The organism is Micromonospora sicca (genome assembly GCF_003172935.1).
Lineage (GTDB): Bacteria > Actinomycetota > Actinomycetes > Mycobacteriales > Micromonosporaceae > Micromonospora > Micromonospora sicca.
Window position 1 is genome coordinate 40109 of record NZ_QGKS01000223.1, and the last position, 25940, is coordinate 66048.

Annotated in this window: 17 protein-coding genes; 2 read left to right on the top strand and 15 right to left on the bottom strand. The window is 69.5% G+C overall.

The features are described 5' to 3' along the window. Window positions 1-33: 33 nt before the first annotated feature. The 15 genes from DKT69_RS15255 to DKT69_RS15325 form a co-directional block, all read right to left on the bottom strand. Window positions 34-1914, bottom strand: coding sequence for a LamG-like jellyroll fold domain-containing protein (locus DKT69_RS15255; protein WP_146231089.1), 1881 nt, complete (start codon window positions 1912-1914; stop codon window positions 34-36). Further along, window positions 1911-2888 (bottom strand): family 43 glycosylhydrolase, encoded by a 978-nt coding sequence (locus tag DKT69_RS15260; RefSeq protein ID WP_146231090.1) that lies wholly within the window; start codon window positions 2886-2888, stop codon window positions 1911-1913. The genes DKT69_RS15255 and DKT69_RS15260 overlap by 4 nt, the downstream gene beginning before the upstream one ends. Before the next feature lie 118 nt (window positions 2889-3006). After that, window positions 3007-3222 (bottom strand): helix-turn-helix domain-containing protein, encoded by a 216-nt coding sequence (locus DKT69_RS15265; protein WP_109802221.1) that lies wholly within the window; start codon window positions 3220-3222, stop codon window positions 3007-3009. 18 nt (window positions 3223-3240) lie between these two features. Continuing rightward, window positions 3241-4695, bottom strand: a complete 1455-nt coding sequence (locus tag DKT69_RS15270; protein ID WP_109802222.1) for an L-fucose/L-arabinose isomerase family protein — start codon at window positions 4693-4695, stop codon at window positions 3241-3243. Window positions 4696-4829: 134 nt separating this feature from the next. Further along, window positions 4830-6881, bottom strand: coding sequence for a bifunctional aldolase/short-chain dehydrogenase (locus tag DKT69_RS15275; RefSeq protein WP_109802223.1), 2052 nt, complete (start codon window positions 6879-6881; stop codon window positions 4830-4832). A gap of 61 nt (window positions 6882-6942) precedes the next feature. After that, window positions 6943-8109 carry an L-rhamnose isomerase gene (gene rhaI, locus DKT69_RS15280; RefSeq protein WP_109802224.1) on the bottom strand — a complete coding sequence of 389 codons (1167 nt, stop codon included), beginning with the start codon at window positions 8107-8109 and terminating at the stop codon, window positions 6943-6945. A gap of 94 nt (window positions 8110-8203) precedes the next feature. Beyond that, complete coding sequence (locus tag DKT69_RS39000; protein WP_201749681.1) at window positions 8204-10348, bottom strand: family 43 glycosylhydrolase; 2145 nt, start codon at window positions 10346-10348, stop codon at window positions 8204-8206. Beyond that, the gene (locus DKT69_RS15290) at window positions 10345-10980 is read right to left on the bottom strand and encodes an NPCBM/NEW2 domain-containing protein (protein ID WP_109802225.1); all 636 of its coding nucleotides are present in this window, start codon (window positions 10978-10980) and stop codon (window positions 10345-10347) included. Before DKT69_RS15290 ends, DKT69_RS39000 begins: the two co-directional genes overlap by 4 nt. Before the next feature lies 1 nt (window position 10981). Further along, window positions 10982-12319 carry a glycosyltransferase WbsX family protein gene (locus tag DKT69_RS15295; protein ID WP_109802226.1) on the bottom strand — a complete coding sequence of 446 codons (1338 nt, stop codon included), beginning with the start codon at window positions 12317-12319 and terminating at the stop codon, window positions 10982-10984. A 73-nt stretch (window positions 12320-12392) separates the two neighbouring features. Then, window positions 12393-14579 carry a family 43 glycosylhydrolase gene (locus DKT69_RS15300; protein ID WP_109802227.1) on the bottom strand — a complete coding sequence of 729 codons (2187 nt, stop codon included), beginning with the start codon at window positions 14577-14579 and terminating at the stop codon, window positions 12393-12395. Further along, window positions 14576-15814, bottom strand: a complete 1239-nt coding sequence (locus DKT69_RS15305; RefSeq protein WP_109802228.1) for a glycosyltransferase WbsX family protein — start codon at window positions 15812-15814, stop codon at window positions 14576-14578. The genes DKT69_RS15300 and DKT69_RS15305 overlap by 4 nt, the downstream gene beginning before the upstream one ends. 175 nt (window positions 15815-15989) lie before the next feature. Continuing rightward, window positions 15990-16979, bottom strand: coding sequence for a substrate-binding domain-containing protein (locus DKT69_RS15310; RefSeq protein ID WP_109802229.1), 990 nt, complete (start codon window positions 16977-16979; stop codon window positions 15990-15992). A gap of 114 nt (window positions 16980-17093) precedes the next feature. Then, window positions 17094-18179 carry an ABC transporter permease gene (locus tag DKT69_RS15315; RefSeq protein WP_109802230.1) on the bottom strand — a complete coding sequence of 362 codons (1086 nt, stop codon included), beginning with the start codon at window positions 18177-18179 and terminating at the stop codon, window positions 17094-17096. Beyond that, a complete protein-coding gene (locus tag DKT69_RS15320) occupies window positions 18169-19170 on the bottom strand; it encodes an ABC transporter permease (RefSeq protein ID WP_109802231.1) in 1002 nt (333 codons plus the stop codon). The genes DKT69_RS15315 and DKT69_RS15320 overlap by 11 nt, the downstream gene beginning before the upstream one ends. Then, complete coding sequence (locus DKT69_RS15325) at window positions 19167-20693, bottom strand: sugar ABC transporter ATP-binding protein (RefSeq protein ID WP_161557848.1); 1527 nt, start codon at window positions 20691-20693, stop codon at window positions 19167-19169. Before DKT69_RS15325 ends, DKT69_RS15320 begins: the two co-directional genes overlap by 4 nt. Before the next feature lie 224 nt (window positions 20694-20917). Here DKT69_RS15325 and DKT69_RS15330 point away from each other — a divergent pair, with 224 nt between their 5' ends. Then, complete coding sequence (locus tag DKT69_RS15330) at window positions 20918-22000, top strand: LacI family DNA-binding transcriptional regulator (RefSeq protein ID WP_236647935.1); 1083 nt, start codon at window positions 20918-20920, stop codon at window positions 21998-22000. Window positions 22001-22203: 203 nt separating this feature from the next. Further along, a complete protein-coding gene (locus tag DKT69_RS39005; protein ID WP_109802233.1) occupies window positions 22204-25893 on the top strand; it encodes an alpha-glucuronidase family glycosyl hydrolase in 3690 nt (1229 codons plus the stop codon). The last annotated feature ends 47 nt before the right edge of the window (window positions 25894-25940 follow it).

Genomic DNA, 25940 nt, shown 5'->3' on the forward strand with positions numbered 1-25940 from the left:
CGTAGCACAACCCCTTGTCCAGATCCGGCCACCTCAGGCGTAGCCCTCCAGCTCCACGACCCGGCTGTAGCCGCGGTCGTTGGAGGCGGTGACCACCAGACGAAGCGCACCGGCCACGACCTGGGGGAACACAACGTCCACAGTGGCCGATATGTTGCCGGAGACACGGCCGACCATCCGCCAGACCCCGTCGACCAGCGCGAGCACCGCGAAGTCGCGCACGCCGTACTGGTCCGCCGGCTGCTGGGGAGCGTCGATCGTGCGCACCCGCACGCTGCCCACCCGCACGGGCGAATCCCAGGCCGCGGTGAGGGTATCCGGGAAGATGCTCTTGTCGTCGTCGTTCCAGCCGCCGCCGCCGTTCCAGAGGGCGTACCCGTGCTGTGCCTGGATCTGGCCATCGTTGACGCGGCTCGGGTGCCAGCCGTCGTGGGTGCTCGATGCGCTCACCACCGCCGTACGCAGCAGGTTGTCGCTCGGGGTGACCGGTGCGGTGACCGACCCGGACCCGGCCCGGACCCGGATGACCCCGGCGGCAGGATCGGTAGCGGCCCGGCTCACCGCTACCGCCCCCGGCGCTGTCTCGCCCACCCCGATGTTGACGGTGCTGGTCTCCGGGGAGGCCGCATAACCGGCAGGCGGCTCGACCTCAACGGGTACGCGTATCGGGTCGTCGGTGAGGTTCGCGACCCGGAACACCGCTCGGGTCGGTTGTCCGGGCAGCACCGGTACGTCGGGGTGTGGGGCGAGCACCGTGGTCCCGGCAGCGGGGTCTAGCCGCACGGGCCGGACGGCGGGCGCGCCGATGGTTGTGCGGAATCTGACGTCCGAGCCCGCGACTGGCACGAGAGTCTGGTCGTCACCGACAAGCCCGGCACCACCCGCATACGGGTCGCCGGGATCGCGTTCGACTCCGTAACAACCCTGCGGGCTCGCCGTGGCCAGCACGAGCGCGAGACGCTGGCCCTCGACCACCTTGAGTCCCGGTTGGAGGACGAGTTGACGCGGCGACCAGCCGATCCGCTCCGGACGGACCGAGGCCGACCACAGTGTCCGGTCGGGCACACCGTCGGACGTGAGCGCGGTGAGGCGCACATCGAGCGGCGCCGTCGGCGGGTTGCGCAGGACCCGTCCGGCCTCCGTTCCGTCCTTGAAGACGGTCACGGCGATCGACGTCAGCGGGCCCGACCGGCCGACGCTGAACGTCTGCCCGTAGCGCGCGCCGAGCGCGACCGGGCACGCGTGGGAAAATGCACCTGACTCGCTGGACTGGTCCAGGCCGGGCACCGGATCGGCCTGACCGGGATGCCCGGAGGCCAAGGCCACGACGCTGTTGTCGCAGCGCAGCGGCTGGATCATGCCGTCCGCGTCGAAGCGCAGCGGCTCCCAGTGGTAGTTGGCGAGCGCCTCGTTGGTGTGAAAGTCCCAGAGGTCGCTGAAGTACATGTACACCGGCCGGCCGTCGACCCCGGTCAGCGGCGCGACGTGGGCGGGCTGGCCGCCACAGGAGTTGTCGCTGATCTTGTTGCCGGCGAGCGGCGGCACCCAGGACGCGAGGTCGGACGAGGAAAAGTCGTCGGCGAGCAGCACGCTGCCATCCGGCGCGACGACCTTCGCGTTGTCGAAGCGGGCCGACTCCAGGTTCGCGCCGTTCCATTCACGGAAGCCGACCCCGCCCGCCGGGTAGGTGCCGTCGGTGAAGCTGTCGACCTGGAGACCATTCAGCGTCGTGGTGATGCGCTGACCCGCGACCGTGACCGAGACGTGGTGCCACTCGCCGGGGTGGATCGGATACGGCAACGTCACCGCGTGGCTGTTCACGGTCGCGCCGGCACGCTCCAGCACCGTGAGCTTGCCCTTGGTCTCACCCGACCCGGACAGCAGGAACAGATACCCGTTGTCCGAGGTTTTCATCCGCACCGACCAGCCAGCCTGGGAGCCCGTTGCGTCCTTTTTCGCAGGGGCGCCGTGTCGAACGAAAAGGTGTAGTCCGTCCAGTCGTCGCTGCGCGCCGACAGCCCGTAGAGGCCGCCGCGGACGTCCAGCACCCCGTCCCGCACCGTCCACGCGTCCACGCCGGTCCACGGACCGAGCGGGGTCGGCGCGGTGAGGTACGACGTGCCGGTCCCGGTGCAGTAGCCGCAGTTCGGGTCGGACATCGTGAGGTAGTAGGTGCCGTTGCGCGCGAACAACGCGGGCGCCTCAACCTTGGTCACGCCGACCACGCTGTAGGTGTCGGTCGGCTGAAGGTAATCGGCGGCGAGCCGGAGGACGGCGACGTGCCAGCCCGCGTTGCTACACGTGAGGTAGCCGGTGTCGTCGCGATCGACAAACAGCCCGAGGTCGGCGGTACAAGGGGTCATCGACGGCAGGTCGGGCTCGGGCTGCTCGGCGAACGGTCCGGTCGGACTGTCAGCGGTGAAAACCCGGAAGTTGTCCAGGGCGTCCTGGTCATTCACCCACATCACGTAGCGGCGGCTGGCGCGGTTGAAGACCACGTGCGGACGGAAGCAGAAGGTGCAGTCCCGGGGCGGTACCACGTAGCCGCGGTCGGTCCAGTTCCGCAGGTCGGGCGAGGAGTAGACCTTGAACCCGCAGAAGTCGTGGTTGAACCGCCACTGGTAGCCGCAGTCGTAGCTGGTGCCGTAGAGGTAGTAGGTGCCGCCGAACTGGGCGATCTGGCCGTCGTGTGCGTCGACGGCGTTGCCCGCGGTGTCGAAGCGGGTCTGCTGGCGACCATCCGGGGTGAAGTTGCCCAGGCTCGCCGTGACTTCGGCCCGGGCCGGCTGGGACGGCGTGGCCAGGAATCCTGCCGCCAGCACGAGCACCGCCGTCCAGGCCGCCACGGTCGCTCGCGCGGTACGCGTGCTCCAAATCCGGTGATGCATGGCCACATCTCCAGGTGTCTGAATCGTTTCAAGCAGCCTACGAGCTGGCTGCCCGGCTGTGAAGAAGCTGCGGATGTCCACAAGCGGCCAGGTTGGCCCGGGCTCGGACGCAGCCCGGTCAGACCAGATGGCGGCGCGCCGCCCAGACCACCGCCTCGATCGGCGTGGTCACGCCCAGTCGGTCGCAGATCATCCGAGTGCGCCGGCGCACCGTCCGCTCCGACATGTCGAGGCGCCGGGCCACGGCGTCCAGCGACAGTCCTCGCGCGAGCAGCGCGAGGAGCGCCACGTCGTCCTGGGACAGATCAGGACGTGGCACGCCCGCGGCGTCCACGTGCCGGCCTCCCTCCGGTCATACCCGCAGGTCGCGGAACTCGACGTCGAGCAGCTCCGCGACCGCCCTCAGCTCGGCCACCCGGTGCCCGGTCCCGAGCGCCCAGTGATGCCCCACACCGCTCGCGCTCCACGCGTCGGTCCACTCACCCGGGTCGCATCCGAAGTCCACCCGCGAGGTGGTGTTCCCGATCTGCAGCAGCGGCCCGGCGACGACCGTGCCCTCGGACGCCAGGAACGTGTACCGCCCGTCGCGGGTCTGCCCGACGCCGAAGGCGGTCACCGGGCCGTGCTTCACGTCGAACTCGACCGATACGCCCCAGCCCCGCTTACCGTGGTACACGCCCAGCCCCCGCAGCAGCGGCTTGCCGTCGCTGATCGCGAGATGCGCCGGGCCGTCATGGCCCATCTCCACCACGTTGTCGAAGAAGTTCAGTGCCTGCAGCTCGGTGAACGACCCGCCGGCGCCGAGCCGGTCCATGACGAGCATCGCCAAAGACGTGCGCAGCTCGTACTCCCCGGCCGCGGGGATGCCACGCGCGGTGAGCAGGGATGCCCCGAGGATCATGCCGGCGCCGAGCCGCTCGTGCAGCTCGCCCTCAAGGCCCCGGTGGTAGTAGGCGAGGCTGTCCAGCTCGAAGTCCTCGACCAGCCGGTCGAGCCCGACCGACACGCGCGCGGCCCACTGGAAGTCCTCGTCGACGACAGAGTCGTCGACGGCGAAGATCTCCCGCGCCTGCTCCATCTTGGCCCGGACCTGCTCCTCGGTCGCGTCGTTGACGCGTGCGCGCAGGTCGTCGAACTCGACGACCTCCATGTGCCCCCCGAAGTTGGCCGGCACCATGGTCAGGTCGGTGGACACGTCCAGCATGCCGGGATAGAGATGCCCCATCAGGCCGTGGCGGCCGTGCCGCAGGGCAGCGCGTACGCCGGCCGCCTTCACCCAGCGGGCGATCCGCGTCCAGGCTCGTTCGTCCTCGAGGTAACCGGAGACGGAGCGGAACGGGATGCCGCAGCGGGTGAACGTGTTGGCCATTTCCGGCAGTGGGCAAACGCCGCAGTAGGCCAGCCACTGCCCGGTGTCGAAGGTCGCATGGTCCATCGCCTCGGTCGGCTGCAGGTTGATGAGCAGCACCGGCGCATCGCTGCGCTGGGCGATCGGCAGGAGCATCGTCGCGGTCATGTAGGTGGTGAGGAAGCCGACGATGATGTCGCAGCCGGCGAACCGCAGCTTTTCCGCCGCTGCCGCACCCTCCTGCGCATCGGAGATGAAGCCGACATCGACGACGTCCGCGCCGAGGGCATGCATCTTCTCGCTCACCCGAGCCGCCGACTTCTGCAGTTGCGGCAGCAGATCGGGAAACTGTGGCCAGTACGCCCCGAGCCCGCCGGCGACGAGCCCGACCTTGACGCGGCGGTGCGGGATACGGGCCAGCGTGGGGCTGGCGGCGACCGGCTCGGTCGTGGTGGTCATGTCCGTGGTCCTTTCGGGTCAGGGTGTCGGGGTGCCGCGTCCAGGAGCCCCGCGACCAGCCCGGTCGCCAGGACCAGACGCAGCGGGTTGCGTAACCGGGACAGGGCCACAGGAGCTCCTTTCTGGACGGACGATCAGCGGAGGAACGCCGCCGCCACGCCGGCGTCGACGGGGATGTGCAGACCGGTGGTCAGGGACAGGTCGCCACCGGTCAGCGCGAAGACCGCCGCGGCCACATGCTCGGGCAGCACCTCCCGCTTGAGCAGCGTGCGCCCCGCGTAGTACTCACCGAGCTTCTCCTCGGGCACCCCGTAGACCGCGGCGCGCCGAGCGCCCCAGCCGCCGGCGAAGATCCCCGAACCGCGCACCACGCCGTCCGGGTTGACGCCGTTGACCCGGATGCGGTGGGCGCCCAACTCGGCCGCGAGGAGCCGCACCTGGTGCGCCTGGTCGGCCTTTGCCGCACCGTACGCGACGTTGTTGGGGCCGGCGAAGACCGCGTTCTTGCTGGCGATGTAGACGATGTCGCCGCCCATCCCCTGATCGACCATGATCTTCGCGGCTGCCTTGGCGACCAGGAACGAACCGCGGGCCATGACCCGGTGCTGCAGGTCCCAATCGGCCTCGTCGGTCTCCAACAGCGGTTTGGAGATCGACAGACCGGCGTTGTTCACGACCAGGTCGACCCCGCCGAACGCCAGCGCGGCGGCCGCGAACGCCACGTCGATCTGCTCGGCTTCGGTGACGTCCATGCGCACCGGCACGGCGACGTCCGCGCCCACGTCGTGCCGAATCTCGCCGGCGACCGCCGACGCGGCATCCTCGTTCAGGTCGGCGACCACGACGCAGGCGCCCTCCGCGGCCAGCCGCGTCGCGATCGCCTTGCCGATGCCCGAACCTGCCCCGGTGACGAGCGCGACACGCGTCGCCAGCGGCTTCGGCGCGGGCAACCGGCGGAGCTTGGCCTCCTCCAACTCCCAGTACTCGATCCGGAACTTCTCCGACTCAGGGATCGGGGCGTACGTCGAGATCGCCTCGGCGCCGCGCATCACGTTGATCGCGTTGAGGTAGAACTCGCCGGCGACCCGCGCCGTCTGCTTGTCCTTGCCGAAGGAGAACATGCCGACGCCGGGCACGAGGACGATTGCCGGGTCGGCACCGCGCATCGGCGGCGAATCCGCCGTCGCGTGCCGGGAGTAGTACGCCTGGTACTCCTCCCGGTAGCCGGTGTGCAGCTCACGCAGGCGCGCGATCACATCCTCGAGCGGCGCGGTCGCCGGCAGGTCGACCACGAGCGGGCGCACTTTGGTCCGCAGGAAGTGATCCGGGCAGGAGGTGCCGAGCTCGACCATCGCCGGATGCCTTTCCCGGGCCAGGAAATCGAGCACCCCGTCGGTGTCGGTGAAGTGCCCCACCTGGGCCGCGTCGGTCGAGGCGAGCCCCCGGATGACCGGCGCGAGCGCAGCCGCCCGGGCCCGCCGCTCCGCCTCGGGCAGTGGCCCGTACCCCTCCAGCGGCGCACCGAACGGCTCGGCCGCTCCCCGGGTGTCGATGAACGCCTGCGCGCTGCGGATGATCTCCAGCGACCTGGCCTCGCACTCCTGCGAGGTGTCGCCCCACGCGGTGATGCCGTGCCCGCCCAGGATCACGCCGATCGCCTGCGGGTTCTCCGCCTTGATCTTCGCGATGTCGAGCCCGAGCTGGAACCCCGGACGGCGCCACGGTACCCAAACCACCCGGTCGCCGAAGCACTCCTTGACGAGCGCCTCGCCCTCGGCGGCGGTGGCGAACGCGATGCCAGCGTCTGGGTGCAGGTGGTCGACGTGAGCGGTGTCGACCAGGCCGTGCATGGCGGTGTCGATCGACGGGGCCGCGCCACCCTTTCCGTGCAGGCAGTAGTCGAAGGCCGACACCATCTCGTCCTCCCGGTCGACGCCGGGGTAGACGTCGACGAGCGCGCGCAGGCGATCCAGCCGCAGGACGGCCAGGCCCGCCTCGGTGAGCGTGCCGAGGTCACCGCCGGACCCCTTCACCCACATCAGCTCGGCGTCCTCCCGGGTGACCGGGTCGTTCGCGGTCGCCTTGCAGGAGGCGTTGCCGCCGGCGTAGTTCGTGTTCCTCGGATCGGCACCGAGTCGGTGCGCGCGATCGAGCAGAGCGGCGACGGTCGGGTGGGTCGTACTCATGGTGGCCCTTCTCCGGTCTTCTCTTACGGCGGCTGCCTGGTAGTGGACGTGCGGACGACTGTCAGGCGCCCCAGCCCGCCTGCGAGCCGCCCTGCCGCTCGGCGACGAGCCGCTCATGGTGACCGGACCGGCGGTAGGCGGCGATCGGGTCGGGGTCGATGCCCATCTCCTCGCGCAGCTCTGCGAGGATCGGCCGGACGTCGGTGTTGAACGCGTCCATCAGCACGGCGTTGGCGTCGAGCACGTCACCGCTGTCCTGGGCGGCCCGCAGCGCGTCGGAGTCGACCAGCAGCGCCTTCGCGGTGGCCTCCTGCACGTTGAGCACCGACCGGATCATCGCGGGGATCTTCGGCTCGATGTTGTGGCACTGGTCGAGCATGAACGCCACGTCCGCGGCGGGGTCCAGAGCACCGGCCTGCACGATCTCGTGCATGATCCGGAACAGCTGGAACGGGTCCGCGGCGCCGACCATGAGGTCATCGTCGGCGTAGAAGCGGCTGTTGAAGTGGAAGCCGCCGAGCCGGCCGGCGCGCAGCAGCAGCGCCACGATGAACTCGATGTTGGTGCCCGGCGCGTGGTGGCCGGTGTCGACGAGCACCTGGGCCCGGTCCCCGAGCTGCAGGCAATGCGCATACGACGTTCCCCAGTCGGGGACGTCCATCGTGTAGAACGATGGCTCGAAGAGCTTGTACTCCAGCAGCATCCGCATCCCCGCGGGCATCGCGGCGTACGTCGCCTCGAGCGCCTCGGCCAGGCGGTCCTGACGGGCCCGGATGCTGTCCTGCCCGGGGTAGTTCGTGCCGTCGGCGAACCACAGGCTGAGGATCGTCGAGCCGGCGGCAGCGCCGACCTCCACGCACTCCAGCAGGTGCTCCAGCGCCTTTCGGCGGACGATCGGGTCGGGGTTGCAGACGCTGCCGAGTCGGTAGTCGTCCTCCTGGAAGACGTTCGGGTTGATCGCGCCGATCCGGATCCCGGCATCGCCCGCGTGCTTGGCAAGCTCGGCGTAGTCGTCGACGCGATCCCACGGGATGTGCAGGGCGATGCTGGGCGCCACGCCGGTGAAGCGGTGCACGGTCGCGGCGTCGTCGACCTTCTCGTACGCGTTACGCGGCACCCCTTCCTGCGCGAATACCTTGAAGCGGGTACCGGAGTTGCCGTAGGCCCACGACGGTGTCTCGATCCGCTGCGCCCTCAGGGCGGCCTTTGCCGTTGCTGTGTCAGTCATCAGTCGTGCTCCTGGTCCATTACTCTCCGTCGTGGGCTCACTTGTCGCGATCGGTGTGTCAGTCAGTCATTGCCGTCTCCCGCCCATCGCCCGATCACGGGGCGGCCACCACCGTCGTATCGATGCGCAGGTCGCGGCCGGTCTCCTCGCGCCAGGTGGTGCCACCGTCATTGCTGTAGAGGCCCCCGCCGCCCGTCGGGTAGGGGTCGGCGTCGTTGTAGGCCATGCCGTAGCAACCGCGGCTGGCGGCCGAGCGGACGACGAGCGCGAACCGGTCCCCCGCCGCCACGTCGAGGCCGACCTCGACGGCGACCCTGGACGGCGACCAGCTCACCCCGGCGGCTGGCACCTCCCGCCGTGTGAGCGGCTCGCCCGGCCGTCGGTCCGTGCCGAGCCGGGAGACCTCGAGAACCAACGGCCCGTCGGGATGACCGGCCCGGAACGTCGTGTACGAGACGCGCTGAAGCCGTCCATCCCGTCCCGCGGTGAAGGTCTGTGCCCGCTGGATCCGCCCGGTCACGTCGCAGAACGCTCGGAAGCCGAGGTCACCGGTCGTCACGTCGGTGCCGGCGGGCAGCGCCGGGCCGGCGGTGTCGCGTAGCCCGGCGAGCGGCAGGTCGTACCTGCGGCCGCAGGTGATCGGTTCGATCGACCCGTCGGCCCGGAAGCGCAGCGGCTCCCAGTGGTGCCGGGCCAGCGCCTCGTTCGGCGCACCGTTCGCCCACAGGTCGCTCTGGTACAGGTAGACCTTGCCCTGTCGGGCGGGCAGCGCCGCGACGTCAGCGGGCTGGCCACCGCACGAGTCGTTGCTGATCTTGTTGCCAACGGGCGGCAGGGTGGGCCGGTCCCAGGCCGCGAGGTCGCCGGAGAAGTCGTCGGCGAACAGGACGGTGCCGTCCGGCGCGGTGACCTTGACGTCGTCGAAGCGGGCGCTCTCGTGGTCCGAGCCCCCGCTCTCGCGGAAGCCGATCCGTCCCGTGCGGTATGTGCTGTCGGTCGTCTCGTCGATCAGTACCCCGTCTACCCAGGTGCGGATCGTGTTGCCGCTCACCTGGGTGCGCACGGCGTAAGATCGCCCGCCCTCGATGGCCATCGGGGTCTTGACCGTCGCCACGCTCGCGATGCCGCCGCCCCGCCACACGATCTTGGTGAGGTTGCCGCCGGTGGCCCCCGCGTGCGGGTAGTTGCCGAGCAGCCAGGAATGGCCGCTGCCCGGATCGGACGCCCGGAAGACCCAGCCGGCCTGGGCGTACGAGTGGCCGCCCTGCGAGGCGGTCTGCAGCGGTGTCGTGGTGAACGTGAGGTCGTAGTCGGTCCATTGCGCGCCCGCCTTGGACAGACCGATACCGCCGCCATCGACCCGCAGGGCATCGCCGTCGACCTGCCAGCTGTCCTGGGCGGGGGCGCCGGTCCACGGGCCGAGCGGCGTCGGCGCGGTGAAGTAGGAGGTGCCGGTGGTGCAGTAGCCGCAGTTCGGGTCGGACAGGGTGAGGTAATAGCGCCCGTCACGTTCGAACATCGACGGCGCCTCGACCCGGGTCAGGCCCAGCCGGGTGTATTCGCCCGTGCCCGTGCGGTAGGTCGGATCGAGCTTCTCGACCACGATGTCGCCGCCCCGGCGCCAATCGGTGAAGACGAGGTAGGCGGTGCCGTCGCCGTCGACGAACAGATCGTGGTCGCCGTTGTTCAGACCGGGCGGGATGCCGTCGGTCACGACGAGGCGCGGGAACGGCTGCTCGATGAACGGGCCGGTCGGTAGATCACTGGTGAAGACGTGGTAACCGACGCCGATGTCGTAGGAGTTGACCCAGAGGACGTACTTCCCGGTCGCCTCGTTGAAGGCCACATGCGGGCGGTAGCAGCCGTAGGTGTTGCCGTTGCAGCGCTGCTGCCACTGGGTGGTCGAGGCGTCGAAGAGAAGACCCTCGTCGCGCCATTGCACCAGATCGGTCGAACTGTAGGAGGCGAAACCGCAGAACGGCGCGCCGGGGCGCTGCCACTCGTAACCGCACCCGTAGCGGGTGCCGTAGAGGTAGTAGCGGTCGCCGAAGCGGCGGATCTCACCGTCGTGCGCGTCGACCGCGTCCCCGTCCGTGGCGAACCGGATGGTCGACCCGGCCGCGTCGCCGTTCACCACGGTCGTCACCGGTTGCGGCGACTGGGCCGCAGCGGGTGGCGTGGCGACCACGATCGCCAAGGCGGCCGCCACGCTCAGCAGAAGTAGGCGCTGGCGGCTCACGGTCGCTCCCCACAACCCACGCGGGCGTCGGCCCAGTCGGCGTGGTCATTGCTGAAGCCGTCCAGCCACGGCGTCGTGACCAGCTCGAGCGTCTCCACCCCGGTGACGTCGAGATCGACCTCGAGCGAACCCGTCGTGGTGGACAGGACGGTCGGGCTCCACTGGACGCCGTACCGGACTCCGCTGTCGAAGACCTTCTTGCCGTCGGCGACGACCTGGAAAACCACGCTGCCGCCGTTGCCGCGCTGGTCCACCTCGTCATCGACGCCGACGACAGCCCGGAACCTGCTACACCGACCGTCGAGGTCGTACCCGATCTTGGAGCTCGGGACGAGCCCCAGGCCCTTCTGGTAGACCTTGCCGTCCAGCGTGATCGGGCTACCGTCGCCGGCGCCGTTCTCCCCGTTGGACATGTCGCGCTCGACCGGGCCCCACGAGCCAGTCGCGGAGACCCAGTCGAGGTCACTGAGCCAGTAGCTCGACGGGGCGGTCGACGCCTCGGCCTGGACGGCCGCCTGCTGGGCGCCGGCCGCCATCGCCTCGTGCACCTGCCGGGCCGCGGCCGGGAGAACAAGCAGCAGCCCGGTGGCGCCGGCGGCGAGCAGGACGGGTGCGCCTCGGAACAGCTTCATCTCAGGCCCCCTTCCGTACGGCGAAGACCCGCCGGATCGCGTTCAGATACCCGTTGCCGTGCTGCTCGTCGGGCTCGAGATAGCTGCCCTCGGTCCACTCGTTCCAGGCGTTGACGGTGACGATCGGTGGACTGGCGTTGGCGAGGGCGAAGTCCCGCGCCGACCGGAGCGCCGTCTCGAACTCCTGGGGAGTGTTGCCGCCGAGGACCGGCGTCCACGGATAGCCGAGGTTCTCCCAGACGTCGCTCTGCACCGTCCGCGGCGAGGAGTCCCACCCCATCGTCACGTTGGGGAAGTACGGGCGGTCCAGGCCGCGGGTCAGGGTGTCCCACACCGTCGCCGCGTGGGCGCGCATCTCCGGGTACGCCGTCTCCGGGAACCGGGTGAACGGCGAGTGGTGGATCCAGACGTACGTGGTGTGACTGTCCATGCCCAGCTGGGCGACCAGCTTGTTGCGGTTGGCCATCGACCGCGGGTGGCTGTCGGGCACGAACGGCTCGCAGTCGACGGTCATGCAGTTGAGGTGCAGTTCGCCGACACCGGCCGCCCTGGCCTTCGCGCGGAACGCGTCGAGGGCGGCGCGGGCGGCGCCGACGTCGCGACCGAATCCGTCGAGGAACTTCTCGATCTGGTAGATGGAGAAGTAGGCGCCGCCACCGACCCGCCAGTACGACGGATGCGTCATGTATTTCTCGACGACGTACGTCGTGAGCGCGTCGAAGGACGCCGGGACCTGGGCCCCGAACAGGGTGGTGTTGCCGACCTTCAATGTGTTGACGGGGTTCGCCCGGTGCACCGGAAAGAGGTTGTTCCAGTCGTGGTTGGCCCACATCAGGGCAAACTTGATCCGGCTGACGTTCGGCGCGCGCAGCAAGCCTTCCTCGAGACACCGGTGCAGGTAGGGCCCCCAGCTGCCGGTGCCGGTGGTGTACCAGTACCAGTCGAACATGAACGCGTCCACGCCGTGATCGGCAGCCGCGTCGATCTTCCTGGCCATCACCGACGGCTGCGCCTCGTCCTGCATGCCCCAGGCCGGCACCTTCGGCTGCTGGTGCCCGGCGTAGCGCGGCTGCGCCCGCTTGACCAGCTCCCACTCGCTCCACCCGCGGCCGAACCAGTACTCGTTGAGTGGGTCGACGTGCCACTGCGGGAAATAGAAGGCAGCCACCTCCGGCCTCGCCTGCGGCCCGGCTGCGACCGCCGCGTCCGGCTGCAGAAGACCGCCGCCTCCCGCGAACGCCGCCGTCGTCGCAGCGCCGGTCAGCTGCAGGAAACGCTTGCGCGACATGGGCGCCCCACCGAGCTGCGCCGCCTGGCCACCTGTCAGGTCGTGCGTCATCCCACCGTTCCTTCCATCAGGTGGTTGCCTGCTTCGGGCGTTCGAGGAGCCCTGATACGCCCGCACCGGGGGGTCATGGCGCGGCCGCCGACACGGCTTCGGTGGCCGATCCGGCCCGCACCGAGGTCTCGAGCTTGAGGTCCCGACCCTGCTCGACCCGCCACGACGTGCCGCCGTCCGTACTGACCAGAGCGGCGCCGCCGGCGTACGGGTCGTCGGGCGCGTACGCCATCCCGTAGCAGCCCCTCGTAACCGTCGGGGCGCTGACCACCACGGCGTACGACGTTCCGGCCGTGACCGCGATGTCGGGCTCCACGGCCACCTCCGCGGGAGCCCAGCTCAGGTCGCCAACCTCGCGGGCACCGGTCCAGAGCACGCCGCCGCGGGTGCCGTCCGGGCGCATCGTCGTGATCGACACCGTCAGCGGGCCGTTCGGGTGGTTGTCCTGGAACGAGGTGTAGGCGACGCGGCTGAGCACACCGGAGCGGCCGGCGATGAAGGTCTGCGCCCGCCGGAGCGCGCCCTTGGTGTCGCAGAAGGCGCGGAAGCCGGCTGAGCCGGTGCTCTGGTCGAGGTCGGCCGGGCTGCGGTCATTGCCCTGCTTGAGTCCCGCGAGCGTCAGATTGTACGCCGCGCCGCAGGTCAGGGGCTCGATCGAGCCGTCGGCGCGGAACCGCAGCGGTTCCCAGTAGTGCGTGGCGAGCGCCTCGTTCTGGTCGCCATTGTTCCAACGGTCTGATTGGAAGAGGTACCTGCGACCACCCGGTGCGGGAAGGACAGCGACATCGGCCGGCTGTCCGCCGCAGGAGTCCTCGCTGATCGGGAAGCCGCGCTTGCGCGGCTCCAACCCGATCCATTGCGCGGTGTCGCCGGCGAAGGCCTCCTGGAACAGGAGGGTGCCGTCGGCAGCGGCAACGCTGACGTTGTCGAACAGGCCGCTCTCGCCGGTCGTCTCACGCAGCCCTACCCGGCCGGTGGCGTAGGTGGAGTCCGTGGTTGTGTCCACGAGAACTCCATCCACCCAGGTGCGGAAGGTCGAGCCGAGCACCTCGGTGCGCACCTGGTAGCGCTGGCCCCCGACGATCGGGAACGGCAGCTTGAGCACGGTGACCTTGGCCGGCTGTCCGTTGACGTAGACGACCTTGGTGAGGTTGCCGCCGGTCGCTCCCGAGTGCGGGTAGTTGCCGATGAGCCAGGCGTAGCCGTTGCGGGTGTCCTGGGCGCGGAAGAACCACCCGGCCTGGGCGTACGCTCCGCCGCCGCCGGTCTGCAGTGGCGTGACGGACAAGTCGAGGGTGTAGTCGGTCCAGTCGAGGCCGGGCTTGCTCACCGTGCCGAGATTGGCCAGCTTCAGCTGCCCGTCGATGATCGGTGCGTCACCGCGCATCGCTCCGGTCCACGGGCCGAGCGGCGACGGAGCGGTGAGGTACGAGGCGCCGGTGCCGGAGCAGTACGCGCAGTTCGGATCGGAGAGCGTCAGGTAGTAGGTCTCGGCGCGTCGGAACAGCGACGGTGCCTCGGTGTTGCGGACTTCGAGCCTCGTGTACGCGCCGCTCCCGGTCGTGTAGGTCTCGTCCAGCCGCTCGACGGCGATGTCGTAGCCGGCGCCGGTGAGCGTGTACGCCAGATAGGCCGACCCGTCGTCGTCGACGAACAGGTCCATGTCGCCGCCGCCGTTGAGCGCCAGCTTCGGCAGGTCCCGCTGTTCCTGAAAGGGCCCGTTCGGAGAGTCGCTGGTCAGCACGTGGAAGTGCACAGGCACCTCGTACGTGTTGACCCACAGGACGTACTTTCGGCTGGCAGCGTTGTATGCGACGTGCGGGCGGTAGCAGGACAGCGTCGAGCTGTTGCACCGCGTCTGCCAGGCGGCCGTGGTGGCGTCGAAGAGCGGGCCTTCGTCGGTCCAGTGGGCGAGGTCCGGCGAGGAGTAGACCCGGTAGCCGCACCACGGGGTGGCGGGGCGCTCGAGCCGCACGTAGCCGCAGCCGTAGCTGGTGCCGTAGAGGTAGTAGCGGCTGCCGAACCGCTGAATCTCCCCGTCGTGCGCGTCGATCGCATTCCCGTTCACGTCGAAGCGAATGGTTCCGCCATGCGCATCGCCGTTGATCACCGTCGTGCTCATCGTGGAGCCGTCGGCGGCCGTGCCGGGCGAGGCGGCTGCGGAGGTCGCGACCGCGGCCAGTGACAGCCCGAGCGCGGCCGCGACGCCAAGCTTCCTCGTACGGGCGAGGGCATGCCGGGCTCTGGTGCGGGCGCTCATCGGGCCCTCGGTGCGCGGGCGACCGCACGAAGTGCGTCGAGATACGCCATTCCGTGCTCGACGTCGGGCTCGAGGTAGCTGCCCTCCGTCCACTCGTTCCAGGCGTTGATCGCCACGATCTTCAGCTCATGCTCCGGCTTGGACACGAATTCGCGCCCAGCCCGCAACGCCTCCCGGAATTCATTCGGGGTGTTCTTGGTGAAGACCGGTGTGAAGGGGTAGCCGATGTGCTCGTACACGTCGGACTGGGCCGTCCGGGGGCTGGGGTCCCAGCCCATGCTCACCACCGGGAAGTACGGCGCCTCGAAGTCGCCGTCGAACCGCTCCCAACTGCGCGCGGCGGATTCGCGGACGGTGTCGTACGGCGTGGCGATCTGGGTGAGCAGATCGTACTCGTGGTGAATCCAGGTGTAATGGGTGACGCTGTCGAAGCCAAGCTCCGCCACCATCGCATTGATGTCTGGCAGCCACTGGTTGACGACGACGTTCAGGTGCAGTTCTCCGACGCCGGCGCGAGCCGCTCGGGCCCGCAGGTCATCGAGCGCTGCGCGGGTTGCGGGGCGTCCGCCGAGCCCGTTCTGCAGGGTTCCGATGTCGTAGATCGAGAAGTAGGCCTTACCGCCGACGCGCCAGTAGCGCGGGTGGCGCATGTAGTTGGCGATGACGTGATCCGTGGCGCGCTCGAACGCCGCGCGATCGGTCGCCCCGGGCATCAGGGTGTCGTACAGGGTGCGGCGCTTGGCCGGGTACAGGTCCCACCAGTCGTGGTTGGCCCACATGAGCGCGAACTTGAGGTCGTCCGCGTTGTCGGCCTTGAGGAAGCCACGGTCCAGGGCACCGTTGAGGAAGGGTCCGTCGTACCAGTACCAGTCGAAGATGAAGGCGTTGAGGCCGTGGCTGGAGGCGGCGTCGATGCGCCGAGCCATCTGCTCGGGGTCGCTTTCGTCGGTGTAGCCCCAGAGGGGCCGCTTCGGTTGGTCGTGGCCGTCGAAGCGGGGGCGGGCCGACTTGAGCACCTCCCACTCGCTCCACCCCGGCCCGAACCACTGCTCGTTGCGGGGATCGGCGTGCCACTGAGGGAAGTAGTAGGCGACGAACTCGACGCCGGGCTCCGGGGCCCGTTCGGTCGGGGTCTGTGCGGCGGCCGGGCTGCCGACCACGCCGTCGACGGCGAGGGCGCCGACGCTCGCGCCCGCCAGGCGGAGAAAGTTCTTGCGGGAGATGGGCGTGCTCATGGGGCACCTACCTCGGGGGCGAGAAGAGGAGGGAGGGGATCACCCGGCGACCGGGGCGGCGCGCCAGCAGCGCCATCAGGGTCTGGGGGCGGTTGAGCAGCAGGGCGAGATCGAATGCGCGCTCGTTTGGGTGCCGTCCCGGAGCGGGTGGGTCCGGCCCCGGGACGGCGCTGGCTCAGCCCGCGAACTGGGCGACGTTGTCCTTGGTCACGAGCGTGACCTTCTGGAACACCTCGCGGTTGCTCTCGTCGTCGTATGTCAGCTTTCCGCCGTTGATGGCCTGCGCCGCGAGTTCCACGGTCTTCGCGCCCATGCCCGCGGGGTCCTGCGCGATGGTGGCCGACAGCCCGCCCTTGCCGATCGCGGTGATCGCCTCGGGGTCGGCGTTGAAGCCGACGGTCACGATGCCCTTGACGGGATCCTTGCCCGCGTCCTTGATCGCGTTGGCGGCGGCGACGCCCATCGGGTCGTTGCAGGCGAAGACGCCCGCGACGTCCGGGTCCTTGGCGAGGGCGTCCTTCATGATCTTGTACGCCTCTTCCGCCTTGGAGTTGCCGGAGAGCTCGGTGACGACCTGGAAGCCCTTGTCCTTGATCTGCTGGTCGAACGCCTGGTTACGCCGGGCCGCGTACACCGCGGAGGGCTCGCAGGTGATCGAGACGACCTTCTTGCTCTTGGCGCCGTTGGCCGCGACCTGCTGGGCCATGTAGTCCGCGGCCTGCTTACCGCCGTCCGCGTTGTCGGAGATCACGATGGCGTCGTACGGGGTGCCACCCCCGCCGATGTCGTCGATGATGACCGGAATCTTCTTCTGCTTGGCCTTGGCGACGATCGGGCCGAGCGCGTCGGGCTTGAACGGGCTGATGATGAGGACGTCTACGCCCTGGTCGAGCAGCGCCTGGGCGCCGGTCACCATCTCGTTCTCGTCGCTCTTCTCGTCGTGGAGCTTGAACTTCCAGCCCTTTGCCTCGACGGCTTCGCGAGTGCCCTTCTCCATCTTCTGGAAGAACTCGTACTGCATGTCGTAGACGGAGAAGCCGACGGTGACATCGCCGCTGGCTTTGCCGGAGGGCTTGCCGCCCTCGGCGGTCGTTGAGTCCGAACACGCGCTCAGCCCAAGGGCGAGCACCCCGGCGAGGGCCAGAGTGGAGAGGGTGGTGCGCACGGTTCCTCCTTTGAAGGTTCCCGCTTGCGTCCCCGCAGCGGGCGGTGAAAGCTGAGACGTTTCAACTGCTGGTAGCGCGTTCTCTTCTGATGTGGACAGGGACGGGAGACGTGGTCAGGGAGCCGGTGCCTCCCGGCGCCGGCGGGGCAGCATTCGGGCGAACGATCCGGGCGCGGCGAACCGCGTCCGGAGCCCGTCGATGGCGAGTGCGGTGATGAGCACGCAGCCGAGCACGACCCGCTGATAGGAGGCGTCGACACCGCGACTGACCAGCAGATCGTTGAGGACGCCGACCAGCAGCACCGCGGAAAACGTGCCGATCAGTGTGCCCTTGCCGCCCTTGAGGCTGGTGCCGCCGAGGACGACCGCCGCGATGACGCGTAGCTCGAACCCGTCCTGCGCGGAGCCGTCGGCGGTCCATACCCGACTGATGTAGGTCAGTGCTGCGATGCCGACACTGACTCCGATGACGACGAAGATGAGCATGCGGATGCGATGCACGGAGATGCCGCAGAACCGTGCGGCCTCCGGCGAGGAGCCGAACGCCACGATCCGGCGCCCGGTGGCGGTGCGACGCAACAGCACCCAGACCGCGCCGTAGCAGGCCAACATGATGAGAAACGGCAACGGGATACCGGCGATGTTGAGCCCGCCGATCTTCACGAAGGGCGACCCGATCTCGCTGTAGGGCAACGTCTTTGGGCCGTCCTGGGTGAGGACGTACGCGACGCCGCGGAAGACGAAGAGCATGCCGAGTGTGGCAACGAACGGCGGCACCCGCATGGCCGTCACCAGCGCGCCGTTCACCGCTCCACAGACCATCCCGGTGAGCACCGCGACCAGGGCGGCGAGCCCGGTGCCGCCAGCCGCGTAGCCCATCAGGGTCGTCACCGAGACGAGCGCAAGCTGACCACCGACCGACAGGTCGAAGGTGCCGTTCATCACCGCGAGCGTCATCGCCGCGGCGACGATCCCCAGGTAGGCGCTTTCACGCAGCACCGATTGGAGGTTGGCGACGGTCAGGAAGTCCGACGACAGCAGCGGCGAGGCGGCCAGCAGAACGACGAGGACCGCGGTGATCCCCCAGGTCTCCCAGAGCGTGCCGATGCTGTGCTGCCGGGCCCAACGGCGCTGGGTCTCGGTGGTCGGGGCGGGGGCCTGGGCGCCGGGAGCCGGCGGCAGGGCGGTGTCAGACGTCATCGAGGGCCTCCGCGGGGGCGTTGCGGCGCAGGGCCTGGATCGTCAGGGCGACGACGAGCAGCAGGCCGATGCTGATGCGCTGGTAGGCGGGTGGGGTGTTGAGCAGGTTGAGACCGTTGCGAATCGTCTCGATGAGCACCGCCCCGAGCAGCGTGCCGACGACCGACGCGCGTCCGCCGAGCAGGCTGGTGCCGCCGATCACCACGATCGTGATCGCGTCGAGTTCGAATCCGAGGCCGAGCTGCCCCGAACCCTTCTGCAACTGGCTCGAGATGAGCAGGCCCCAGATGCCCCCGGCGACGCCGACGATCACGTAGACGGTGGTCCGTATCCGGTCGACGGGCAGGCCGGACATGCGCGCGGCCTCCCGGTTCGAGCCGATCGCGCACACCCACCGTCCGAAGCGGGTGCGGTTGACCACCCACCATGCGGCGAGCGCCGTCACCGCGGTGAGTACCACCGGCATCGGTACGCCGAAGACACGTCCGGCGGCGAGGAACTTCAGGGTGGACGAGCTGACGATGGCGTCCCGGCCGCCGGTGTAGGCGAGGGAGACACCACGGACGATGACCAGCGTCGCCAGGGTCGCGATGAACGGGGTCACGCCGAGCTTCGTCACGACGAGGCCGTTGAGCAGTCCCACCGCCGCGCCGACGAGCAGGCCGACCACCATGGCCAGGCCCGCGGGGTGGCCGCCCACGATCCAGGTGCACGTGACCGCGCCGGTCAGCGACACCGTCGAGCCGACGGACAGGTCGAACTCTCCCATCGCGATGCACAGCGTCATCGCCAACCCGGGAATCGCAACGATCCCGGCGGCGACCACCACGTTGGTGAGGTTGTCGACGCTGAGGAACCGGTCAGTCGCCACGGTGAGGACGACAGCGATGAGCACGAGCGGCACCGCCAGCGGTGCATTCTCGATCGCCCGGCTGAGGCGGGCCCGCGGATCGGCCGCGCGGACGGCCCGCTCGGGGGCGGCGGTGGTCATGCGGCCACTCCGATCCGGCGACCCGTGGTCGCGCAGACGACGACATTTTCCTCGGTGCGGTCCTGGCCCTCGAGCACCCCCACGACGCGTCCTCTGGAGAGCACCACGACACGGTCGCTCGTACCGAGCAGCTCCGGCAGGTCGCTGCTGACCATGATGACCGCCGCACCCGCGGCGGTGAGCTCGTTGATGAGCGCGTGGATCTCGGCCTTGGCGCCGATGTCCACGCCGCGGGTGGGCTCGTTGAGGACGAGGACCCGCCCGCCCGGCGCGAGGGCCCGGGCCAGCAGTACCTTTTGCTGGTTGCCACCGGAGAGCTCGCTGATGAGCTGCTCGGGCCCGGTCGCGCGCACTCGCAGCCGGCTGCCGTACTCGGTGTAGGTGCGCTCCTCCGCCTGTCGGGAGAGTAGGCGGGCAAACCCGTGGCGGAGCCGGTCCAGCACCGTCACCGTGAGGTTCTGGCGCACCGACAGGTCGGGCAGGATGCCCGCATGCTTGCGGTCCTCATGGAGGAAGCCGACACCCGCCGCCAGCGCATCCGCCGGGGTCGACGGAGCGAAGCGCTGACCGTCGAGTTCCATGTGCCCCGCGCGGAGCGGCAGCGCGCCGAAGACCGCCTGCGTGAGCTCGGCCTGACCGGCACCCGCCACGCCCCCGATGCCGACGACCTCCCCCGCCCGTACGTCGAGGCTGACATCGCGCAGGTGCCGGCCGGCGCTCACGCTGTCGAGGCGCAGGACGACCCTTCCCTCCGCCACCGCCTCACGGTGGAAGACCGAATCGATGTCCCGCCCGACCATGAGTCGGACCAGCTTGTCCTCGTCGGTGGCCGCGATGGCGAGGGTGCGGACGAGGCGCCCGTCGCGAAGGATCGTCGCTCGGTCGGCAACGGCGAACACTTCCTCCAGCCGGTGGCTCACGTAGACCACCGAGCGGCCCTCGTCGCGGAGACGGCGGACCACATCGAGCAGCCGCTCGACTTCCTCCTTGGACAGTGCTGCGGTCGGTTCGTCCATGACGATGACCTGACCGTCGGCGCCGAGTGCCTTGGCGATTTCGACGAGCTGCTGCTCGGAGACGCTGAGATCGGCGACCCGGGCATCGGGGTCGATGTTGACCCCGAGGATGCCGAACAGTTCCCGGCAGCCGGCACGCATCTGGCCGTACCGGATCCCGCGGGACCAGCGGGAGTGCGGCTCGCGTCCCGCGTAAACGTTCTCCGCGACCGTGAGATCGGGGAAGAGGGTGAACTCCTGGTAGATCACGGCGATGCCGTGGGCGTGCGCATCACTGGGCCGTCGCGGCGCGTACACCTCGCCGCGTAGCCGCACGGTGCCGGCGCTGGGTGTGTAGACCCCGCCGAGGACCTTCAACAGGGTCGACTTGCCGGCGCCGTTCTCCCCGACCAGGGCATGCACTTCGCCGGCGCGGATGTCGAGGTCGACTCCGTCGAGCGCGCGCACCCCCGGAAACTCGACGGTGAGGCCGGAGACCTCCAGCACGGGAGCCTGGGCGGTATCCACTGAAGGGCTCATTCGGCGGGCTCCAACCAACGATGTGGAGTGGTGGTGAATCGTTTCAACGACCGCTACGCTGTGAAGCTAGAGCCGACCTCCGGCACGTGTCAAGAGTCACAACGTCATCGCTCTGACATCGACTCGAAACGGGGGCGTCACTTGATCAGCACATTTGAATCAACGCCAAGGGTCGGCCCGGCAACGGCAGGCGCCGACGAGACGAGGACGACGTGAACCGACCGCCAGTGAGCATCCGTGACGTCGCGAGCATGGCCGGCGTCTCCGTCGGCACGGTCTCCAACGTCCTCAACCGTCCCGACATCGTCGCCGACGTCACCCGCCGGCGGGTGCTCGACGCGATCCGCGATCTCGGTTTCGTCCGCAACGAGTCCGCCCGACACCTGCGCGCCGGTCACAGCCGCACGATAGGGCTTGTCGTCCTCGACGTCGCCAACCCGTTCTTCACCGACGTCGCACGCGGTGTGGAAGACAGCGCCAACGACGCGGGTCTCGCGGTCATCCTCTGCAACAGCGACGACGACCCCGCCAAGGAGTCCCGCTACCTGGACCTGCTCGAAGAGCAGCGGGTGCAGGGAATCCTGATCACCCCCGTGACCACGACCACTCACCGGTTGGAGCATCTACGCGAGCGCGGCACTCCCATCGTGCTGCTCGACCGCCGGGCGACCGACGACACGCAATGCTCCGTCGCCGTCAACGACGTCCTCGGCGGCGAACTCGCGGTGAGACACCTGCTCGCGCAGGGGCACAAGCACCTCGCGTTCGTCGGCGGACCCTTCACGATCCGCCAGGTACAGGAGCGGCAACAGGGCGCCCTCCAGGCGATGCGGGCCGCCGGCCGGGACCCGGGCGAGCTGCACATCGTCGAAACCAGCGCCCTCAACGTCGCCGCCGGCCGGGACGCCGCCGCCCGCCTCGCCGGGGCGATGCCCAGACCGACCGCGGTGTTCTGCGCCAACGACCTGCTCGCTCTCGGCGTACTTCAGGAGATGACCCGCCGCGGCGTGCGGATTCCGCACGACGTGGCGATCGTCGGCTACGACGACATCGACTTCGCCGCCGCCGCCGCAGTGCCACTCACCTCGGTTCGCCAGCCCCGGCATCTGCTTGGACGGACCGCCGCGGAGTTGCTCATCGAGGAGGCGACCGAGGACAGCAGCCACCAGCACCGGCAGGTTGTCTTCGATCCGGAACTGGTCGTACGGGATTCGAGCGACCGGACGATCGGCCGGCGGCCGCGGCACCGCCGGCCCAGCCCCGAGGGCGCGGCTGCCACTCCGCACCCCGCCTGACGGCCAAGAGTGCGGTGGCACCGGCCACGTGCTATCCGGCCGCCCGCGCCGCGGCGTATCGACGACGACTGAAACAAGTTTCAGCTACGAAACACATTGACCCTCTGCCACGCGTCTGATGTGGTCTGAACATCGCAAACGGTTTCAGACTGCTTGCAGTAGCTCTTCCTCTCCCCTGCCAGCACCTGCTGAAGGAGGGCCGCATGCCGGGCATATCGCGTCGGGCGCTGTTGAAGGCCGGCGGCGGAGGCGTCCTCAGCGCCTACCTGTTGGCCGCGGAGGCGCAGACGAGACCCGCCTACGCCAGCCCCGTCGAGGACCAGTTGCCACTCGAGGACGGCTATCGGTTATGGCTGCGGTATCAGCCCGTCGCTCATCGTGAACGCCGACTCGAGTACGAGCGGGCGTTCACTCAGATCGTCCGCCAGGGCGAAACACCGGTGCTGCGGGCTGCGGAATCGGAGCTGGTTCGCGGCCTGGCGGGGCTGCTGGCCCGGAGCGTCCCGGCAACATCCGCACCAACCCGGCCGGGGACCGTCGTGCTGGGTACGCCGGAGAGCTCGCCGCTGATCCGGTCCGCGATACCCGCCGATGAGCTGGCCGAGCTGGGCCCTGAGGGATATGTGCTGCGGCGGATCGGCCTGGGCGGCGAGGATGTCACCGTCGTGGCCAGCGCCGGCGAGCGTGGCGTTCTGTACGGAGCCTTCCATCTCTTGCGGCTGCTCCAGACCGAGCAGCCGATCGGCCGGCTGGACGTGCGGGATCGCCCAGCGAGCCCGCTACGCCTGATCAACCACTGGGACAACCTGAACCGGTCGGTGGAGCGCGGGTACGCCGGCCGCTCGATCTTCAACTGGGACGGGCTCCCGACGCTGGATCCGCGCTACACCGACTACGCGCGAGCGCTCGCCTCGGTCGGGATCAACGGCACGGTCGTCAACAACGTCAACGCGGACGCGCGGTTCCTGGCCTCGAACCGCCTTCCGGGCCTGGCAGCCCTGGCCGGGCTGCTCCGCGAGTGGGGCATCACCTTCTACCTCTCCGCCAACTACGCGAGCCCCATCATCTTCACGGCGGACGACGCTGACCCGATCAGGACCGCCGACCCCGCTGACGCCCGCGTCCAGGCATGGTGGCGGGCCAAGGTGGCCGAGATCTACGACGCGATACCCGACTTCGGCGGGTTCCTGGTCAAGGCCAACTCCGAAGGTCAGCCCGGCCCGCTGGACTACGGACGCACCCACGCCGAAGGCGCCAACATGCTCGCCGGCCTCGTTGCGCCACACCGCGGCATCATCATCTGGCGGTCGTTCGTCCACGAGGGGTTCGGCGACTGGGCCGAGTACCAGCACCGGGTCTTCGCACCGCTGGACGGCGACTTCGCCGACAACGTCGCGGTCCAGACCAAGAACGGGCCGATCGACTTCCAGGTCCGAGAACCGGTGAATCCGCTGTTCGGTGCGCTACCGAAGACGAACCAGATGATCGAGCTGCAGATCACCCAGGAGTACACGGGCCACGCCACTCATCTGTGTTACCTGGTTCCGCAGTGGAAGGAGGTCCTCGACTTCGACACCCGCATGCAGGGGCCCGGCAGCACCGTGGCCCGGATCGTCGACGGCAGCGCGTACGGCCAGACGAACGTCGGCTTCGCCGGGGTGGTGAACTTCGGTGACGACCGGGACTGGACCGGCTATCAACTGGGGGCCGCCAATACCCACGGCTACGCCCGACTCGCCTGGAACCCGCGGCTCGACGCGAAGGAGATCGCGCGGGAGTGGGTGCGGATGACCTTCGGGACGTACCCGCCCCTGGTCGCGGCTCTCACCGACATGCTGCTCGGGTCGTGGCGCACGTACGAGGAATACACGTCGCCGCTCGGCATCGGCTATCTCACCTACCCGCTGGGCGCGCACTTCGATCCGGACCCCCGGTCGACGCTCAACCTGTCCCACTACACCGACGCGACCGGCACCGGCTTCGACCGGACGACGGCGACCGGCACCGGGTACACCGCCCTCTACCACAAACACTGGGCCGACACCTACGAGTCGCTGGCCTCGGTCCCGGACGAACTCCTGCTCTTCATGCACAAGGTTCCGTACACGCACAAGCTGCAGTCCGGCAGGACGGTGATTCAGCACATCTACGACAGCCACTTCGATGGTCTCCGTCGAGCCCTCAGGCAGCGGGATACCTGGCTGCGGATCGCCCCCTACGTCGACCCGCAGCGACACGCCGACGTACGGAAGACGTTCGACGACCAGATGGCACATGCGAGGCTCTGGCGCGATACCGTCGTGTCGTTCTTCTTCAGCTACAGCAGGATCCTCGACGAGCGCCGCGGCTGGCTGCAGGCGGATCTCAGCGGAGCGTCGGCCGTGCTCTTCGGCGGGTGGCCCAACCGGTTGCCCGTCGAGATCGGCAACGCGACCGGCCAACACCTCACCGTCCGCTCAACCGTGGTGGTTCCAGGCGACGACTGGAAAGCGTCGTCCGGCGAGCGGGTCGTCCCGTCCACCGACTTCGCGACGCTGAAGCTGCCGGTGCAGCCGCCCCTCACCCCGGACCTCCTCACCCTGGACCTCGCCGTCGAGCCCACCGCACTGGAAACGCTCGGCAACACGGGCAAGCTCTTCGTGGTGACTCCGGCGGCCAGGCGATGCCTGCTTGCGCTCGACGCCGGCTCGTCCAGCAGCCCGCTTGTCCGCGACTACCAGCGGCTGACGCCGGCAACCGCGTGGGATCCGAAGCGTGGGTTTGGCTGGGTCGGGGGCGCTCCCCAGGATCGTGACCGGGGAGGAGCGTGGGACGCGCTGCGGCGCGACTTCTGCGGCGACTACCCGGCCCGTACGCTCAGGATCGCGATCCCGGCCGGGCGGCACGACGTCGCAGTCCTCGTCGGGGACGGCGGGCCCGACTCCTACCCGACCTTCATCGCTGCCGACGGACAGCGGGTGGCCGAGAGCCGGCAACTCCCCGGCGGGTCGTTCGCCTGGGTCCGGTTCCCGCTGGACGGCGGCGCGAGCGGTCGCACTGTCGACCTGACGTTCGACAGCGTTCCCGACCAGTTCTGGCATCTGTGTGCGCTCGTCATCGTCGATCCCGCCTCGGTCCTGCCCCCGGCCGTGCTGACCGACGTCGAGGCCGAACTGGCCTGGCTGGGTGGCCGGCCGGCAGAGGTCGCCGTGTCGGTGGCCAACACCGGCAACGAGCCCGTTCCGGTCACGATCGAGATCGACGTGCCGGATGGTTGGGCCACCGAACCGCTGTCCTGTGTGCTGCCCGCCGGCACGGAGGAGACCGTGCGGGTCACGGTCACGCCGCCACTGGTCCCCACGATCGCGACCATACGCGTCCGGGTGACCTCCGAGGCAGAGGTAGGAGACGGCGAGCGGTCCCTGTCCGTGGTCGCGGTGCCACCCGGCGACGCGGTACCACTCGCGCTGGACGCCGGCAGTTCGGCGAGCCCCGTACTGGCCACGTACCAGCGCCTGGCACCCGACGACGCCTGGGACCCGGCCCGCGGATACGGCTGGGTCGGCCGGACGCCTGACTTCCGCGACCGCAATCTCCTCGACGATCTCCGGCGCGACCTCACGCTCGGACGGGACGCACCGTACGTGCTACGGGTCGCGGTGCCGCCCGGCGTACACCAGGTGCACGTGCTGACGGGCGATGCGTTCGCGCCTTCGGGAACGACGACGATCCGCGAGAACTCCCAGGATCTCGGCTCCTCCGGCGCGGAGATCATCCCGCAGGGGCAGTTCCGCTGGTTCACGTTCCGGCTGGACGGCGGCGCGGACGGCCGGACCGCCGACCTGGAACTAATCGGCTCCCAGCGGGACGGCTACTGGCGGCTGGTGGCGCTCGTCCTGCAGCGGGCCGAGTGATGAGGACGACCGGTCGCCGGCTCAACGCCTGCCCATCGCATCCAGCC

Excerpts from the sequence above, each read along its gene's own strand:
- rhaI (WP_109802224.1), bottom strand. The coding sequence starts at position 8,109 with ATGACTGACACAGCAACGGCAAAGGCCGCCCTGAGGGCGCAGCGGATC.
- DKT69_RS15290 (WP_109802225.1), bottom strand. The coding sequence starts at position 10,980 with ATGAAGCTGTTCCGAGGCGCACCCGTCCTGCTCGCCGCCGGCGCCACC.
- DKT69_RS15255 (WP_146231089.1), bottom strand. The coding sequence starts at position 1,914 with ATGAAAACCTCGGACAACGGGTATCTGTTCCTGCTGTCCGGGTCGGGT.
- DKT69_RS15320 (WP_109802231.1), bottom strand. The coding sequence starts at position 19,170 with ATGACCACCGCCGCCCCCGAGCGGGCCGTCCGCGCGGCCGATCCGCGG.
- DKT69_RS15315 (WP_109802230.1), bottom strand. The coding sequence starts at position 18,179 with ATGACGTCTGACACCGCCCTGCCGCCGGCTCCCGGCGCCCAGGCCCCC.
- DKT69_RS15275 (WP_109802223.1), bottom strand. The coding sequence starts at position 6,881 with ATGAGTACGACCCACCCGACCGTCGCCGCTCTGCTCGATCGCGCGCAC.
- DKT69_RS15260 (WP_146231090.1), bottom strand. The coding sequence starts at position 2,888 with ATGCATCACCGGATTTGGAGCACGCGTACCGCGCGAGCGACCGTGGCG.
- DKT69_RS39005 (WP_109802233.1), top strand. The coding sequence starts at position 22,204 with ATGCCGGGCATATCGCGTCGGGCGCTGTTGAAGGCCGGCGGCGGAGGC.
- DKT69_RS15300 (WP_109802227.1), bottom strand. The coding sequence starts at position 14,579 with ATGAGCGCCCGCACCAGAGCCCGGCATGCCCTCGCCCGTACGAGGAAG.
- DKT69_RS15270 (WP_109802222.1), bottom strand. The coding sequence starts at position 4,695 with ATGACCACCACGACCGAGCCGGTCGCCGCCAGCCCCACGCTGGCCCGT.
- DKT69_RS15305 (WP_109802228.1), bottom strand. The coding sequence starts at position 15,814 with ATGAGCACGCCCATCTCCCGCAAGAACTTTCTCCGCCTGGCGGGCGCG.
- DKT69_RS15295 (WP_109802226.1), bottom strand. The coding sequence starts at position 12,319 with ATGACGCACGACCTGACAGGTGGCCAGGCGGCGCAGCTCGGTGGGGCG.